This window comes from Pseudomonas sp. NFX183 (assembly GCF_047943075.1).
Lineage (GTDB): Bacteria > Pseudomonadota > Gammaproteobacteria > Pseudomonadales > Pseudomonadaceae > Aquipseudomonas.
The window spans coordinates 1,726,781-1,742,370 of the sequence record NZ_CP181333.1 but is presented as its reverse complement, the minus strand read 5'-3'; the positions used below and the strand labels follow the sequence as shown (position 1 = coordinate 1,742,370).

The window sequence follows — 15,590 nt, the reverse complement described above, 5'->3', positions numbered from 1 at the left end:
CTGTTAATCGCTGCCACGACCTGTCAGCACACCGAATCCTCTGATCGAGATACACAAGTGATCGAAAATCTACGTAACATCGCCATCATTGCTCACGTTGACCATGGTAAAACCACCCTGGTAGACAAACTCCTGCGTCAATCCGGCACCCTGGAGCGCAACGAGCTCAACGACGAGCGCGTGATGGACTCCAACGACCAGGAAAAAGAGCGCGGTATTACCATCCTGGCTAAAAACACCGCTATCAACTGGAACGGCTACCACATCAACATCGTGGACACCCCGGGCCACGCCGACTTCGGCGGCGAAGTTGAACGTGTAATGTCGATGGTTGACTCCGTTCTGCTGCTGGTTGACGCTCAAGACGGCCCTATGCCGCAAACCCGTTTCGTGACCAAGAAGGCGTTTGAAGCCGGCCTGCGTCCGATCGTGTGCATCAACAAGGTTGACCGTCCAGGCGCGCGTCCGGACTGGGTTCTGGACCAGATCTTCGACCTGTTCGACAACCTGGGTGCTACCGAAGAACAGCTGGACTTCAAAGTCGTTTACGCCTCGGCCCTGAACGGCATTGCCGGTCTGGAACACACCGACATGGCTGAAGACATGACCCCGCTGTACCAGTCGATCGTCGACAACGTACCGGCGCCAAAAGTTGACCGTGACGGTCCGTTCCAGATGCAAATCTCGGCACTGGACTACAACAGCTTCCTGGGTGTTATCGGTGTTGGCCGTATCGCTCGTGGTAGCGTCAAGCCGAACACCCCGGTTGTCGCCATCGGCGCCGACGGCAAGAAACGCAACGGCCGTATCCTGAAGCTGATGGGTCACCACGGTCTGCACCGTATCGACGTTGAAGAAGCGTTTGCCGGTGACATCGTGTGCGTGAGCGGTATGGACTCGCTGTTCATCTCCGACACCCTGTGCCAGCCGGACAACGTCGAGGCGATGAAGCCTCTGACCGTTGACGAGCCAACCGTTTCCATGACCTTCCAGGTAAACGACTCGCCTTTCTGCGGTAAAGAAGGCAAGTTCGTGACGTCCCGTAACATCAAGGAACGTCTGGACAAAGAGCTGCTGTACAACGTTGCACTGCGCGTTGAAGAAGGCGACTCGGCTGACAAGTTCAAGGTTTCCGGCCGTGGTGAGCTGCACCTCTCGGTACTGATCGAAACCATGCGTCGCGAAGGCTTCGAAATGGGCGTTGGTCGTCCTGAAGTGATCATCCGTCAGGTTGACGGCGTGAAGCAGGAACCGTTTGAAAACGTCACCATCGACACCCCTGAAGAATCCCAGGGCAAGGTCATGGAAGAGATGGGCCTGCGTAAGGGCGACCTGACCAACATGGTGCCGGATGGCAAAGGCCGTGTGCGTCTGGAATACAACATCCCTGCTCGTGGTCTGATCGGTTTCCGTAACCAGTTCCTGACCCTGACCAACGGTGCTGGCATCCTGACCTCGATCTTCGATCGCTACGACACCATGAAGTCCGGCGACATGTCCGGCCGTCAGAACGGTGTTCTGGTATCGGTAGAAACCGGCAAGGCACTGACCTACTCCCTGGAAACTCTGCAGGCGCGTGGCAAGCTGTTCGTTGAACACGGTCAAGAGATCTACAACGGTCAGATCGTTGGTCTGAACAGCCGTGACAACGACATGGGCGTCAACCCAACCAAAGGCAAGAAGCTCGACAACATGCGTGCTTCGGGTAAAGACGAAACCATCGCTCTGGTTCCACCTGTTCGCTTCACCCTGGAACAGGCCCTGGAATTCATCCAGGACGACGAGCTGTGCGAAGTCACGCCTAAGTCGATCCGCCTGCGTAAGAAGATCCTGGACGAAGGCGAGCGTACCCGCGCTGCCAAGAAAGCCAAGAACTGAGTTAACTCAGGCTGAATGAAAAACGCCCCCGGTCGAAAGGCCGGGGGCGTTTTTTTGTGCCTGCAATTTTTGTGGTGGCTGTACCGGCCCTATCGGGGGCAAGCCCCCTCCCACCTTTGAAATGCGTTCCAATGTGGGAGGGGGCTTGCCCCCGATGGGGCCTTAGAAAGCCCCACAAAAATCGGATCAGAACTTATCGAGCGTCTTGAACTTGGTCTCGCGCACCACTTCCTTGGGCTTATACGCGCAGTACCCCGGCCGCGGCCCGATTTTGGGGTGGTTGCGGCACGTATCCGGACGCTTGTCATAAATAGTGCAGAAGCGCGTCTTACGATCCAGGTACAGGCAATCGTTGTTGCTCATGCGCTGCAAGGTAAAAATCTCGGATTTGGAATTGAAACGCTCGACGATGCCTTCTTTCTGCAAGCGCTTGGCGATGTTCTTGGGCGGGTCGCCGCGCTCGAATTCATCGACGATGCCAATGCGGATAAGGTCCTTGATCTTCACCTCAACCGGCAGCGTGCAGCAGCTGGACACGCAGCCACCGCACATGTGGGCGGAATATTTCTGCCAGGTCTCGAGACGGTCGAGTTCCGCGGCGGCGATCAGTTGAGGCTTCATCAGGGTTCCAAGGTGGGGCTGTATCCGGGCGCGCGATCATACCGGGATTGATGGTTTTTTGAACAATATTTTGTGGTTTTCAGCCCGAAGGCTGCTCAAGCACCAATTGGGCACGACCCCTGCATCAATTTCCCACAAAGGTGAATGAGTAAAAATACTGCCGAACCAGAGCGTCTACCGTCTGTCAGACCGACTAGGCTCTAGCAACTCCTTCAATCTCGCCCGAGGTCGCACCGATGTCTCAGGAACCGCTTGCACGAGAAGCAGAGGTAGCCGCATTCCGCGATGCTGTCTTGACCAAACTCACCTACGCGGTGGGCAAGGACCCCGACCACGCTTTCGACCACGACTGGTTCGAAGCCATTGCCCTGGCCGCCCGCGACCAGATGGTCGATCACTGGATGGACCACACGCGGCGCATTTACCGCAAAGGCCAGAAGCGGGTTTATTACCTTTCCCTGGAATTTCTTATTGGCCGTTTGCTCTACGACAGCCTGAGCAACCTCGGCGTGCTGGAGATCGCGCGCGAAGCGCTGTCCGAACTCGGTGTGGACCTGGAGCGCATCCGCCTGCTGGAGCCCGACGCGGCGCTTGGCAACGGTGGCCTGGGCCGCCTGGCCGCATGCTTTATGGAAAGCATGTCGACCTTGGGCATTGCCGGCCACGGTTATGGCATTCGTTACGAGCACGGTTTGTTTCGCCAGGCGATCGTCGATGGCTGGCAACAGGAGCAGACCGAGCGCTGGCTGGACTTTGGCAACCCGTGGGAATTCGAACGGGCCGAGGTGATTTACCCCATCGGTTTTGGCGGCAGCGTCGAAACCCTGGCGGACGCTTCCGGCAAGATGATCCAAGTGTGGTCGCCGAATGAAACCGTGCGCGCGGTGGCTTATGACACCCCCGTCGTCGGCTGGCGCGGTGCCAGCGTCAACACCCTGCGCCTGTGGCGTGCACGCGCCGTGGAAGACTTGCACCTGGAGCGTTTCAACGCGGGTGACCACTTGGGCGCCGTCGCCGAAGTCGCCCGCGCCGAAAGCATCTCCCGTGTGCTTTACCCGGCCGACAGCACCGAAGCAGGGCAGGAACTGCGTCTGCGCCAGGAATACTTCTTCGTCTCTGCCTCGCTGCAGGATCTGCTGCGCCGCCACAAAAACATGCACGGCTCGGTATTGAGCCTGGGCGAACACGCCGCCATCCAGCTCAACGACACGCACCCCTCGATTGCCGTCGCCGAGCTGATGCGCCAACTGGTCGACCTGCATGACATTCCGTGGGAAGCGGCGTGGGACGTGACGGTTGAAACCCTTTCCTACACCAACCACACCTTGCTGCCCGAAGCGCTGGAAACCTGGCCTGTAGGTTTGATGGAACGCATGCTGCCGCGGCACATGCAGATCATCTACCTGATCAACGCCCAGCACATCGACTCGCTGCGGGCCAAGGGCATTCACGACTTCGACGTGCTGCGCGCCGTGTCGCTGATCGAAGAAGACAACGGCCGCCGCGTGCGCATGGGTAACCTGGCGTTCCTCGGCTCGCATAGCGTCAACGGCGTGTCGGGCCTGCACACCCAGCTGATGCGCAGCACGGTGTTCTCCGAGCTGCACAAGCTGTACCCGGAGCGCATCAACAATAAAACCAACGGCATTACCTTCCGCCGCTGGCTGTACCAGGCCAACCCCAAGCTCACCGATATGCTGGTGGACGCGCTGGGGCCGGACATTCTCGACACCATGGAAACGCGCCTGACGGAGCTGGAAACCTTCGCCGAGAAGCAATCCTTCCGTAAAGCCTTTGCCGATCAGCGATTGCACAGCAAGCGTGCACTGGCCGAGATCATCCATGAGCGCCTGGGTATTTCAGTGAACCCGGCGGCGATGTTCGACGTGCAGGTCAAACGCATCCACGAATACAAACGCCAACTGCTCAACCTGCTGCACACCGTCGCGTTGTACCAGGCGATCCGCGCCGAGCCGGGCACCGACTGGGTGCCACGGGTGAAGATCTTCGCCGGCAAGGCTGCGGCGAGTTACCACCAGGCCAAGTTGATCATCAAGTTGACCAACGACATCGCCCGCACCGTGAACAACGACCCGACCGTGCGCGGTTTGCTCAAGGTGGTGTTCCTGCCCAACTACAACGTCAGCCTGGCGGAAAGCATCATTCCGGCGGCGGATTTGTCGGAGCAGATCTCCACGGCCGGCTTTGAAGCCTCGGGCACCAGCAACATGAAGTTCGGCCTCAACGGCGCGCTGACCATCGGCACCATGGACGGCGCCAACGTAGAGATGCACGAGCGCGTAGGCGCCGATCACATGTTCATTTTTGGCCTCAGTGCTCAGCAGGTCGAAGCCCGCAAGCACGCTGGCGAATTCAACGCCGGGCCGGAAATTGCTGCCTCCCATCGTCTCAACGACGTGTTGCAAGCGATTCGGGGCGGGGTGTTCTCGCCGGATGATCCCGGCCGCTATGTGGGCCTGATCGACGGGTTGATCGATTACGACCGCTTCCTGGTATGTGCCGACTTCGACTCCTACTGGGACGCCCAGGCGCGGGTCGAGGCGCATTGGCATGACTCCAAGGCATGGTGGCGTTCAGCGGTGCTGAATACGGCGCGCATGGGTTGGTTCTCTTCGGACCGCACCATCAGGGAGTACGCGACCGAAATCTGGAAAGCGCTCGACTAACCACCGCAATACAAAATGTGGGAGGGGGCTTGCCCCCGATAGCGAATTGCCAGTTTGCAGATATGTCGACTGGCACACCGCTATCGGGGGCAAGCCCCCTCCCACATTGGCCCCGCGTCGATATACTGGGCCCCGGTTTGCCCGCCTCGGGCTGCTTAGGGATATCAACCATGCAATGGATTTTCATGCTGATTGGCCTGGTGCTCGGCTGGACACTCGATGAGTCGTTCAGTGACGCGGGTATCGGTGCGCTGCTGGGTTTGGGCATTGGTCAGGCCATTCGCCTGGCGAAGCTGTCGGCGCAAGCGGACCAGCAGGCGCGTCAGTTGGAAACCACGCAAAAGGCGCTGATTGCGCTGGGTGAGCGCCTGCGGCAACTGGAGGTGCCCGCGCCGACGAACAGCGTGATTGTCGAACCCTCCGTGCCTGAACCTCCTGCTGTCGTTGCAAAGCCCGAACTTGTCTGGGAGCTGCCCGCCGAACTGGCGCCTGTCGCCGTGGTTGCCGAGGCGAGCCAGCCGCTGTCGGATGACGTCTGGGCCCCAGCGCCGACGCCAGAACCTAAAGAGCCTGCTATTGCCCGCGGCCCCAACCTGATCGAGCGCGCCATCAGTGGCGCGCGCAATTGGCTGTTTGGCGGTAATACCGTGCTGCGCGTCGGCGTGGTGTTGTTGTTCCTGGGCCTGGCCTTTTTGCTGCGCTATGCCACCGAAGGCGTGGTGGTGCCGATCGAGTTGCGTTACGCCGGGGTTGCCGCTGCCGCCATCGGCCTGTTGGGCCTGGGGTGGTGGTTGCGGCTGCGTAACAGCAATTACGGCCTGATGCTGCAAGGCACCGGCATTGCCGTGTTGTACCTGACGGTGTTCGCCGCAATGCGTTTGCACCCGTTGATCGACCCGGGCGCCGCGCTGGGCCTGCTGGTGGCGGTCACGGTGTTCTCGGCGATCCTGGCGATCACCCAGGATGCCCTTGGCCTCGCGTGCGCGGCGGCGTTGGGTGGCTTTGCCGCGCCGATTCTCACGTCAACCGGCGCCGGCAATCACGTGGCGTTGTTCAGCTACTTCGCATTGCTCAACGCCGGCATCTTGGCCATCGCCTGGTTCAAGGCCTGGCGCTTGCTCAACCTAATCGGGTTCGTGGGTACTTTCGGCATTGGTTTCGCCTGGGGCATGCGTTCCTACACACCGGAACTGCTGTGGAGCACCGAGCCGTTCCTGATCCTGTTTTTCCTGATGTACCTGGCCATCGGCCTGTTGTTCGCCCGGCGCAAACTGCTTGAGATGAGCGACGCACCCGAAGACGACAGCCGGGGTGCGCTGCTGCGCTGGTCGGCGGCCAAGGGTGATTACGTCGACGGCAGCATGCTGTTCGGCCCCCCGTTGGTGGGCTTTGGTGTGCAGTTCGCGCTGGTGCAGCACCTGGAATTTGCCGCCGCATTCAGTGCGCTGGGCCTTGGCATTCTCTACATGGGGCTGGCGCAATGGCTGCGTGGCGGGCGCGCCTTGCTGCTGGCGGAAACCTGCCTGGCGTTGGGCGTGATCTTTGCCAGTTTGGCGATTCCGCTGGGCCTCGACGCACGCTGGACGGCTGCGGCGTGGGCGGTGGAGGGCGCGGGGATTTTCTGGCTCGGCTTGCGTCAGCAGCGGCCACTGGCGCGCGCGTTCGGCCTGTTGCTGCAATTGGGCTCGGCGCTGGCGTTCCTCAGCGAACTGCGCGTAGGCGAACTGACCTTGCTTGACGGTGCGCCATTGGGCGCGCTGTTGCTGGGTGCGGCGCTGTTGTTCAGCTTTAATCAGTTGCGCAAGGCGTCGACCGAGCAGGCGGCGGATTGGGAGCGCAAAGGCCTGCCCGTGCTGGCGAGCCTGGGCCTGAGCTTTTTGTACCTGCTTGCACCGTTGCTGCTGCTGACCCAAGGCACTGCCATCAGTTGGGCAATCGCGGGTCTTGTGACGTTGTTTGTCGGCCTGCGCATCGGCTCGCGCACCTTCCTGTTCACCGCGTTTGGCGTGCAATTGCTCGGTGGCGCGTTGTTCCTGTTGCGCTTGCAGGGCGGTAACGGGGCGGCGGTATTCAGTGCGGGCTGGAGCGGTTTGTTGACCGCCTCGCTGATCGGCCTGGCGTTGGTCGGCGGCATGCTGCTGGCCGCGCGCGACGACAAGGTGCGCAGCGACGTAGGCCTGCTGCGCGGTCTGTCGGTGGTGCTGCTAGCCGGTCTGGTCCTGATCAACCTCGCGGTGCTGTTCGTGCTGCCGTGGGAAAGCGCCAGCGGCGTCTGGGCAGCCAGCGGTTTGCTGATCATCTGGTTGAGCCTGTACCTGCAACAACGCGTGAGTTTTGTGTTTGGGTTGCTGCTGCAACTGATCGGCGGCGCTTCGTTCCTGTTGGCGGTGCCACAGCTGCTTGGGCCGTTGAGCAGCGAAGGCTTGCACCCCTTGGCGCACAGCGGTTTCTGGACGCCAATGGTGTTGGGCCTGGCTGCCTTGGTCGGCGCCTGGCGCTTGCAGCGTGAGCCGCATGCGCCGGTGTTTGCCGTGTTGAAACTGCAACGCCTGTCTGACCTGCTGCTGGTGTGGGGCGCGGCCTGGTGGACGCTGGCGCTGATCGGTGAAGTGTTGCGGTTTATCCCGCAGGCGCTGCAAGGGCCATTTTTGCTCGGCATCGCGGCGGTGAGCGTGGCGATCTGGGCGCTGCTGGCCGAACGTTTGCGCTGGGCGTCGCTGGGCATGTTATGCGCCTTGCTGATGCCGGCGGCGGGCGTGGTGTTGCTGGCCTCAGCCGATGACTACTACCATCCGGCAGCGCAGTACGGCTGGCTGGCCTGGTTGGCGGTGTTTGTGGTGCATTTCATTTCGCTACGGCGTTTGGCGGCGGTGGTGCCGAGCAACGTGCTGAGCATCGCTCACGTACTCGGCTGCTGGATGCTGATCGGCGTGCTGGCGCTGGAGCTGCGTTATGGCCTGTTGCTGCTGTCGAGCGAATACAACGCCTGGCGCTGGCTGGGTTGGGCGATCCTGCCAAGTCTGTACCTGGTGTTGGCGGCTGCGCCACGCCGCTGGCCATGGCCGGTGTCGGCGTATCCGCGTGAATACCGTGTGCTCGCCGCGTTGCCGCTGGCGGTGTTGATGCTCGGCTGGTTCTGGTTGGCCAATATCTTCAGCGACGGTACGGCCAAACCGCTGCCGTATGTGCCGCTGCTCAGCCCTCTGGACCTGGGCCTGCTGTTCGCGTTGCTGGGTATTTACCTGTGGTCGCGCAGCGTAGCGCCGCAGCGCGGTCCACGTGCCGAGCTGATCGCCCAAGGTGTCGCGGGGGTTTCGCTGTTTGCCTTTTTCACGGCCCTGGTGATGCGCGCTGCCCACCATTGGGCGGGCGTGCCGTTCCATCCGGAGGCGTTGCTGGAGTCGATGCTGGTTCAGGCCGGCCTGTCGATTGTCTGGACCCTGATCGCCCTCGGGCTGATGATCGGCGGCCATCTGCGCCATCGCCGCGAAGTGTGGTTGATCGGTGCGGCGCTGATTGCGGTGGTGGTCGCCAAGCTGTTCTTCGTCGAGCTGAGCAACCGTGGCGGGCTGGCGCGGATCGTGTCGTTTATCGGCGTGGGTGGGTTGCTGCTGGTGGTGGGTTACTTTGCGCCGCTGCCGCCCAAGCGTGCCGAACCTGTGTTGGAAACTGAAGGAGCATCCTCTTGATCGGTAAGTTGAGCGTGATCGCGGTGGGCGTGTGTATGACGTCGTCGGTGTGGGCGCTGGAAACGCCTGCCGACTTCACCACGCAAGTGCCGCTGGCGGTGAGTGGCAGCGGCCCTTGGTATCGCCTGGAGCTGCCGCTGTCTGTGCAACTGAGCGCGCGCCAGGCGGATCTCGGCGATGTGCGCGTGTTCAATGCCGCCGGTGAGCCGCAGGCCTACGCGCTGTCACGCCAATCTGCGCAACGCACTGAAAGCCGCACTGTGACCGACGTGAAGTGGTTTCCGCTGTACGCCGCCGACACGCGCGAAAGCGTGCCGGATGTGGTGATGAAATCCACCGCCGAAGGCACGCTGCTCGAAGTGCGCCCGTCCAAGGCGGGCAAGCAAGTGCTGCGCGGCTGGGTGCTGGACGCCAGTGCGATCAAGGCGCCGTTGCAGCAATTGAGCCTGGACTGGAGCCGCGAACAGGACGGTTTCCAGCGTTTCAGCATTGAGGCCAGCGACGACTTGCAGCACTGGGAGTCGTGGGGCGATGGCCAGGTGGCACGCCTGTCGTTTGCCGACGAGCGTGTCGAGCAACACGAGGTAAGTTTGCCGGGGCAACCGGCGCGTTACCTGCGCCTGGTGTGTCAGGGCCAGGTCGCGCCGACGCTGACCTCGGCCAAGCTGGTGAGCGCCACCAGCAGCAGCCTGCCGATGCCATTGGTGTGGTCGCAGCCATTGTCGGGTGCGCGGCTCAAGGCGGGGGAGTACAGCTGGCAGTTGCCGACGGGGCTGCATGTCGAGCGTCTGCGCATCGAGCTCAAGCAGCCGAACACCCTGGCGCCCGTCACCTTGGCGGGGCGCCGTGACGCCAATCAAGCCTGGCAGCCGCTGAGCAATGGCGTGTTGTACCACTTGACCCAGAATGGCCAGGACGTGGTGCAGGATGAGTTGCAACTGCCGGGAGTGGCTGTCGGCGAGCTTAAATTGCAGGTGGATGAGCGCGGCGGTGGCCTGGGCGTTGAGGCGCCAGCCCTGCGTTTTGCCGTGCGCGCCACGCAGTTGGTATTTCTGGCGCGGGGTGAGCCGCCGTTTACCCTGGCGTTGGGCAATGGCGCGGTCAAGGCGGCAAACCTGCCCTTGTCGACCTTGATTCCCGACTACAGCGCCGAGCGCCTCAAGACGCTGGGCCAGGCCAGGGTCAGCGGTGACGCTGTGGTTAAAAGCGCCAGCGTTGCCGCATTGCCCGAAGTGGGCACCGACTGGAAGAAACTCGGCCTGTGGGCCGTGCTCCTGTTGGGTGTGGCGGCGCTGGGGGCGATGGCCTACAGTTTGTTGCGTGCGCCTGCGGCCAAACCGTGAACTCTATTGGCGTTAAATCCTCTGATTAGAGGAAATAACCCTCGACTCGCGTTAAACTGCGCGGGTTTTTAAGCCCCCCATTCTCCGGAGCCTTACATGTCCCGCGTTACCCTGAGTCGCTATTTGATCGAGCAGACCCGCAGCAACAACACGCCTGCCGATCTGCGCTTCCTTATCGAAGTGGTGGCGCGTGCTTGCAAGGAAATCAGCCACGCCGTGTCCAAAGGCGCACTGGGTGGTGTTCTGGGCAGCATGGGCACTGAAAACGTCCAAGGCGAAGTGCAGAAGAAGCTCGATGTGATCTCCAACGAGATCCTGCTCGAAGCCAACGAATGGGGTGGTCACCTGGCCGGCATGGCGTCCGAAGAAATGGACAATGCCTACCAGATCCCGGGCAAATACCCGAAAGGCGCCTACCTGCTGGTGTTCGACCCACTGGACGGTTCGTCCAACATCGACATCAACGCGCCGGTCGGCACCATCTTCTCGGTACTGCGTTGCCCGAACGAATACCTGAGCCAGAACGAAGCCCTGAACGAAAAGGCCTTCCTGCAGCCAGGCACCGAGCAAGTGGCTGCCGGCTACGCGATCTACGGCCCACAGACCATGCTGGTGCTGACCCTGGGCGACGGCGTCAAAGGCTTCACCCTGGACCGTGAAATGGGCAGCTTCGTGCTGACTCACGAAGACATCACTATTCCTGCCTCTACCCAGGAATTCGCGATCAACATGTCCAACCAGCGCCACTGGGAAGAGCCGGTGACTCGCTACGTCGGCGAGTTGATGGCAGGTGAAGAAGGCCCGCTGAAGAAGAACTTCAACATGCGCTGGGTCGCCGCGATGGTAGCTGACGTGCACCGTATCCTGACCCGTGGTGGCTTGTTCATGTACCCGCGTGACAGCCGCGAGCCGTCCAAGCCTGGCAAGCTGCGTTTGATGTACGAAGCCAACCCGATGTCCTTCCTGGTTGAGCAAGCGGGCGGCGCGTCCACCGACGGTCACCAGCGCATCCTCGACATCCAGCCCGAAGGCCTGCACCAGCGCGTGGCGGTGTTCCTGGGCTCCAAAGAAGAAGTTGAGCGCGTGACCGGTTACCACAAGAAGTAAGACGCGGCGATAACTTATCCGCGATGTTGTGAGGCTGTTCACTGTTGAAAAAGCCCCGAAACGTTTCAGCGTTTTCGGGGCTTTTTTGTTTTTGCTCATCGGGAACCAGACACCTCTTTTCCCTTCTAAGCTTCTGGCAGATACCCAAGCTGCTTCGTCCCTCCAGGAGTTTTTCCATGTCGTTACGCCGTCTCGCCCTGCTTGCTTTTTGCGTGCTATTGGCCGCTTGCAGCAAGGTCAACCAAGAAAATTACGCGAAGTTGTCGGCTGGCATGGCCAAGGCTGAGGTGGAGTCGCTGCTGGGCAAACCGACCGATTGTTCTGGCGCACTGGGCATGTCCAGTTGCACCTGGGGCGATAAAAACAGCTTTATCAGCGTTCAATATGCCGGTGACAAAGTTTTGATGTTTTCCGGGCAAGGCCTGAAGTAAACCGGGGCGCGAGCCTGCGGGAGAAGAAGAATGATGCGTTTTGTTTTTTGCCTTTGTGCCAGCCTGTTTTTGGCAGGCTGCGCCAGCCATTCTGGCGATGATCTGCAACCCAAGACAGCAAGCAACGTCAACCTCAAGCGCTACCAGGGCACCTGGTATGAGTTGGCCCGATTGCCCATGTACTTCCAGCGCAACTGCGCGCAGTCCGAAGCCCGCTACACGCTGCTGCCCGATGGCGACATGTCGGTGTTCAACCGCTGCCTGACGCCTGAATGGAAGTGGGAAGAAGCCAAGGGCACGGCCACGCCGCAAGTGCCAGGCAAGACCGACAAGCTTTGGGTGGAATTCAATAACTGGTTCACGGCGCTGCTGCCGGGCGTCGCCAAGGGCGATTACTGGGTGCTGTATGTCAGCGATGACTACAAGACCGCCATCGTCGGCAGCCCAAGCCGGCGTTACATGTGGATATTGTCACGTACGCCGACGGTGAATGCCGACACCCGCGAAGACCTGCTGAGCAGGGCGCGCCAGCAAGGGTATGACACCACGCGATTGATCTGGCGTACGTCGGACAAGCAGATGGCCAAAACCTCGCAGTAATCTGAGGTCACCCTCAATCTAATGTGGGAGCTGGTTTGCCTGCGATAGCATCACCCCGGTGTAACTGATACACCGAGGTGTCTGCATCGCAGGCAAGCCAGCTCTCACATTTGTTATGGGTTGTTGGTTAGCCGAGCAAGTCCCTCAATACCTGCGTGAATGCCCGGCTGCTCTCTTCTTCACCGGCATGGCGGCCATCGCGCACCACCCACTTGCCGTTGACCAGCACATCGCGCACTTGCCGATCACCGCCGGCGAACAGCCAGCGATTGAGAATCCCGTCCTCGGTTGCCGTTGCCAGGTACGGATCGCTGCCGTCCAGCACTATCCAATCCGCGCGTTTACCCACTTCCAACCGACCAATCGGCTGGCCCAGCGCCTGGGCGCCGCCGTCCAGCGCGGCATCAAACAGCGTGCGGCCGACCATCGGTTGATCACTGCGGTACAAGCGGTTGCGCCGTTGATCGCGCAGGCGCTGGCCGTATTCCAGCCAACGTAATTCTTCCACCACGCTCAACGACACATGGCTGTCGGAACCGATTCCCATGCGCCCGCCTTGAGCGAGGAAATCGACTGCGGGGAAAATCCCGTCGCCCAGGTTGGCTTCGGTGGTCAGGCACAGACCGGCAATCGCGCGGCTCTTGGCCATGCGCGCCACTTCGTCAGCATCAGCGTGAGTGGCGTGCACCAGGCACCAGCGCTCATCCACCTCAACGTTGTCATACAGCCATTGCAACGGGCGCTTGCCGCTCCAGGCCAGGCAGTCATCGACTTCTTTTTGCTGCTCGGCGATGTGGATATGCACCGGGCACGTCTTGTCGCTGGCAGCCAGGACGTCATTGATTTGTTGCGGCGTGACGGCGCGCAGAGAGTGGAAGCACAGGCCCAACTGCTGCGCCGGTTGCGCGGCGAGGATTGGCTTGAGGCGCGCTTGCAGGTCCAGGTAGTTCTCGGTGCTGTTGATAAACCGCCGCTGGCCTTCATTCGGCGCCTGGCCGCCAAACCCGGAATGGCTGTAGAGCACCGGCACCAGCGTCAGGCCAATCCCGCTGCTGGCGGCCGCCTGGCTGATCTGCCGCGACAGCTCCGTGCGGTCGGCATACGGCTGGCCGCTGACGTCGTGATGCACGTAGTGAAATTCGGCCACCGAGGTATAACCGGCCTTGAGCATCTCGATATACAGCTGGCGCGCGATGATCTGGAGCTGGTCCGGGTTGATCTTGCCGACCATGCGGTACATCAGATCGCGCCAGGTCCAGAAGCTGTCATTCGGGTTGCCGGCCACTTCCGCCAGGCCCGCCATGGCGCGCTGGAATGCATGCGAATGCAGGTTTGGCATGCCCGCCAACACCGGGCCTCTGAGCCGTTCGGCGCCGTCTGCACTGGCGTTGGGCTCAACGTGGGTCAGCACGCCATCGGCGCTGACTTCAAAGCGTACATCGTTGGCCCATCCATTAGGCAGCAGCGCGCGTTCGGCAAAGAAAGCGGACATGATCAAGGCACCCCGGTCGTGTGTTTATTTGTATATACATATACAGACGTTTGCCTGCTCGGTAAACTCCGGCAATCTATGCATCTTTTCCCCCTGCAAGGATTCCCTGTGCCGACTCCGCCTGCCAAGTCTTCGCTGGCTGCCCACATGGACGAAAGTCCGGCGCCCTTGTATGCCCGCGTCAAACAGATGATCAGCCAGCAGATCCTCAACGGCAACTGGCCGCCGCATTACCGCGTGCCGTCCGAGAGCGAGCTGGTCAGCCAGCTGGGCTTCAGCCGCATGACCATCAACCGCGCCCTGCGCGAACTCACCGCCGAAGGGTTGCTGGTACGCATGCAAGGCGTCGGCACGTTTGTCGCCGAGCCCAAGAGCCAGTCGGCGCTGTTTGAAGTGCACAACATTGCCGATGAGATCGCCTCCCGCGGCCATCGGCATACCTGCCAGGTCATCCATTTGTGCGAAGAGGCCGCAGGCTCCGAGCGCGCCGTCGCCCTGGAAATGCGCGAAGGCGGGCGGGTATTCCACTCGCTGATCGTGCACTTTGAAAACGACATTCCGGTGCAAATCGAAGACCGTTTCGTCAACGCCCTGGTGGCGCCGGATTACTTGCAGCAGGACTTCACCCAGCAAACGCCATATGCCTACCTCAACCAGGTTGCGCCGCTGACCGAAGGCGAGCACGTGGTTGAAGCGATCCTCGCCGATGCCGAGGAGTGCAAGCTGCTGCAGATCGAGCCAAGCGAGCCGTGCCTGTTGATTCGTCGGCGTACCTGGTCCGGTCGCCAGCCGGTGACCGCCGCGCGTTTGATCCACCCCGGTTCCCGCCATAGCCTGGAAGGACGTTTCAGTAAATGAGTGCAGTGAAAGTCTGGCGCGCCACCGATTACATCCGCATGCCGTGGAAGAACGGCGGCGGCAGCACCGAAGAAATTACCCGTGACGCCGGCACCGGCCTGGATGGCTTCGGCTGGCGCCTGTCGATTGCCGATATCGCCGAGTCGGGTGGGTTTTCCACCTTCGCCGGCTACCAGCGCGTGATCACTGTGATCAAGGGCGCAGGCATGGTCCTGACCGTGGATGGCGAAGAGCAGCGTGGTTTGTTGCCGCTGCAGCCCTTTGCGTTCAGCGGTGAAAGCGAGGTTTCGTGCCGCTTGATCACCGGGCCGATCCGCGATTTCAACCTGATTTATTCGCCGCAGCGTTATCAGGCGCGCTTTCAGTGGATTGATGGCGTGCAGCGGTTTTTCACGACGGCGCAGACGGTGCTGGTGTTCAGCGTGGCGGATGAAGTGAAGGTGCTGGACCAGAAGCTGGGGCATCACGATTGTCTGCAGGTGGACGGTAACACTGGCCTGTTGGACCTCTCGGTCAGTGGCCGCTGCTGCGTCATCGAACTGACCGCACGCGGTTAAAAAATGTGGGAGGGGGCTTGCCCCCGATTAAGGTGTATCAGTACCCGTTGGGCTGGCTGATGCACTGCAATCGGGGGCAAGCCCCCTCCCACATTTGCTTCTGTGGCGCTCACAGAATCTGTTTCCAGTCCCGCACCAATTTGTTACCGAACGCCCCAACGTGGCGCAATGCCGCGTTGTTGTGAACAATCTCCCTCGCAAAAAAACGCCTCTGTAAGAAATTTCACCAAACCTCCAAGCCTTAATTTTCAAGGCTTACACACGCCTTCCAAAAAATTCCCAACAGCTCACCCGCAAAGTTGGCCGCTTGATTGCATATGCTTGTAT

General features: G+C 60.9%; 11 protein-coding genes. 9 read left to right on the top strand and 2 right to left on the bottom strand.

What is annotated here, in order from left to right; all coding sequences use genetic code 11:
• Positions 1 to 57 precede the first annotated feature (57 nt).
• Entirely contained in the window at positions 58 to 1,878 is a 1,821-nt protein-coding gene (typA, locus tag ACM530_RS08135; protein WP_032890153.1) for a translational GTPase TypA, read from the top strand.
• 186 nt (positions 1,879 to 2,064) lie between these two features.
• On the opposite strand, the gene ACM530_RS08130 is transcribed toward typA, so the two are convergent.
• A complete protein-coding gene (locus ACM530_RS08130; protein ID WP_017529542.1) occupies positions 2,065 to 2,499 on the bottom strand; it encodes a YkgJ family cysteine cluster protein in 435 nt (144 codons plus the stop codon).
• Positions 2,500 to 2,735: 236 nt separating this feature from the next.
• Here ACM530_RS08130 and ACM530_RS08125 point away from each other — a divergent pair, with 236 nt between their 5' ends.
• The 6 genes from ACM530_RS08125 to ACM530_RS08100 all read left to right on the top strand — a co-directional run bounded on the left by ACM530_RS08125 (position 2,736) and on the right by ACM530_RS08100 (position 12,356).
• Positions 2,736 to 5,186, top strand: coding sequence for a glycogen/starch/alpha-glucan phosphorylase (locus tag ACM530_RS08125; RefSeq protein ID WP_262208047.1), 2,451 nt, complete (start codon positions 2,736 to 2,738; stop codon positions 5,184 to 5,186).
• Between the two features lie 170 nt (positions 5,187 to 5,356).
• A complete protein-coding gene (locus ACM530_RS08120; protein ID WP_416364562.1) occupies positions 5,357 to 8,875 on the top strand; it encodes a DUF2339 domain-containing protein in 3,519 nt (1,172 codons plus the stop codon).
• Positions 8,875 to 10,218 (top strand): DUF3999 domain-containing protein, encoded by a 1,344-nt coding sequence (locus ACM530_RS08115; RefSeq protein ID WP_416365084.1) that lies wholly within the window; start codon positions 8,875 to 8,877, stop codon positions 10,216 to 10,218. Before ACM530_RS08120 ends, ACM530_RS08115 begins: the two co-directional genes overlap by 1 nt.
• A 96-nt stretch (positions 10,219 to 10,314) precedes the next feature.
• A complete protein-coding gene (locus ACM530_RS08110; protein ID WP_053253909.1) occupies positions 10,315 to 11,325 on the top strand; it encodes a class 1 fructose-bisphosphatase in 1,011 nt (336 codons plus the stop codon).
• Positions 11,326 to 11,501: 176 nt separating this feature from the next.
• Entirely contained in the window at positions 11,502 to 11,756 is a 255-nt protein-coding gene (locus ACM530_RS08105; RefSeq protein ID WP_017849914.1) for a hypothetical protein, read from the top strand.
• 30 nt (positions 11,757 to 11,786) lie between these two features.
• Positions 11,787 to 12,356, top strand: coding sequence for a lipocalin family protein (locus tag ACM530_RS08100; protein WP_145159912.1), 570 nt, complete (start codon positions 11,787 to 11,789; stop codon positions 12,354 to 12,356).
• A 127-nt stretch (positions 12,357 to 12,483) separates the two neighbouring features.
• Here ACM530_RS08100 and ACM530_RS08095 read toward each other — a convergent pair whose 3' ends face one another.
• Positions 12,484 to 13,848, bottom strand: coding sequence for a formimidoylglutamate deiminase (locus tag ACM530_RS08095; RefSeq protein WP_145159914.1), 1,365 nt, complete (start codon positions 13,846 to 13,848; stop codon positions 12,484 to 12,486).
• A gap of 147 nt (positions 13,849 to 13,995) precedes the next feature.
• On the opposite strand from ACM530_RS08095, the gene hutC reads away from it, so the two are divergent.
• A complete protein-coding gene (gene hutC, locus ACM530_RS08090) occupies positions 13,996 to 14,706 on the top strand; it encodes a histidine utilization repressor (protein WP_232000148.1) in 711 nt (236 codons plus the stop codon).
• Positions 14,703 to 15,263 (top strand): HutD family protein, encoded by a 561-nt coding sequence (locus tag ACM530_RS08085; protein ID WP_106577489.1) that lies wholly within the window; start codon positions 14,703 to 14,705, stop codon positions 15,261 to 15,263. Before hutC ends, ACM530_RS08085 begins: the two co-directional genes overlap by 4 nt.
• The last annotated feature ends 327 nt before the right edge of the window (positions 15,264 to 15,590 follow it).

Bases quoted from the DNA above. Each gene is read 5' to 3' on its own strand.
- ACM530_RS08110 (WP_053253909.1), top strand. From the start codon at position 10,315: ATGTCCCGCGTTACCCTGAGTCGCTATTTGATCGAGCAGACCCGCAGC.
- ACM530_RS08120 (WP_416364562.1), top strand. From the start codon at position 5,357: ATGCAATGGATTTTCATGCTGATTGGCCTGGTGCTCGGCTGGACACTC.
- ACM530_RS08105 (WP_017849914.1), top strand. From the start codon at position 11,502: ATGTCGTTACGCCGTCTCGCCCTGCTTGCTTTTTGCGTGCTATTGGCC.
- ACM530_RS08125 (WP_262208047.1), top strand. From the start codon at position 2,736: ATGTCTCAGGAACCGCTTGCACGAGAAGCAGAGGTAGCCGCATTCCGC.
- hutC (WP_232000148.1), top strand. From the start codon at position 13,996: ATGGACGAAAGTCCGGCGCCCTTGTATGCCCGCGTCAAACAGATGATC.
- ACM530_RS08100 (WP_145159912.1), top strand. From the start codon at position 11,787: ATGATGCGTTTTGTTTTTTGCCTTTGTGCCAGCCTGTTTTTGGCAGGC.
- ACM530_RS08085 (WP_106577489.1), top strand. From the start codon at position 14,703: ATGAGTGCAGTGAAAGTCTGGCGCGCCACCGATTACATCCGCATGCCG.
- ACM530_RS08130 (WP_017529542.1), bottom strand. From the start codon at position 2,499: ATGAAGCCTCAACTGATCGCCGCCGCGGAACTCGACCGTCTCGAGACC.
- ACM530_RS08095 (WP_145159914.1), bottom strand. From the start codon at position 13,848: ATGTCCGCTTTCTTTGCCGAACGCGCGCTGCTGCCTAATGGATGGGCC.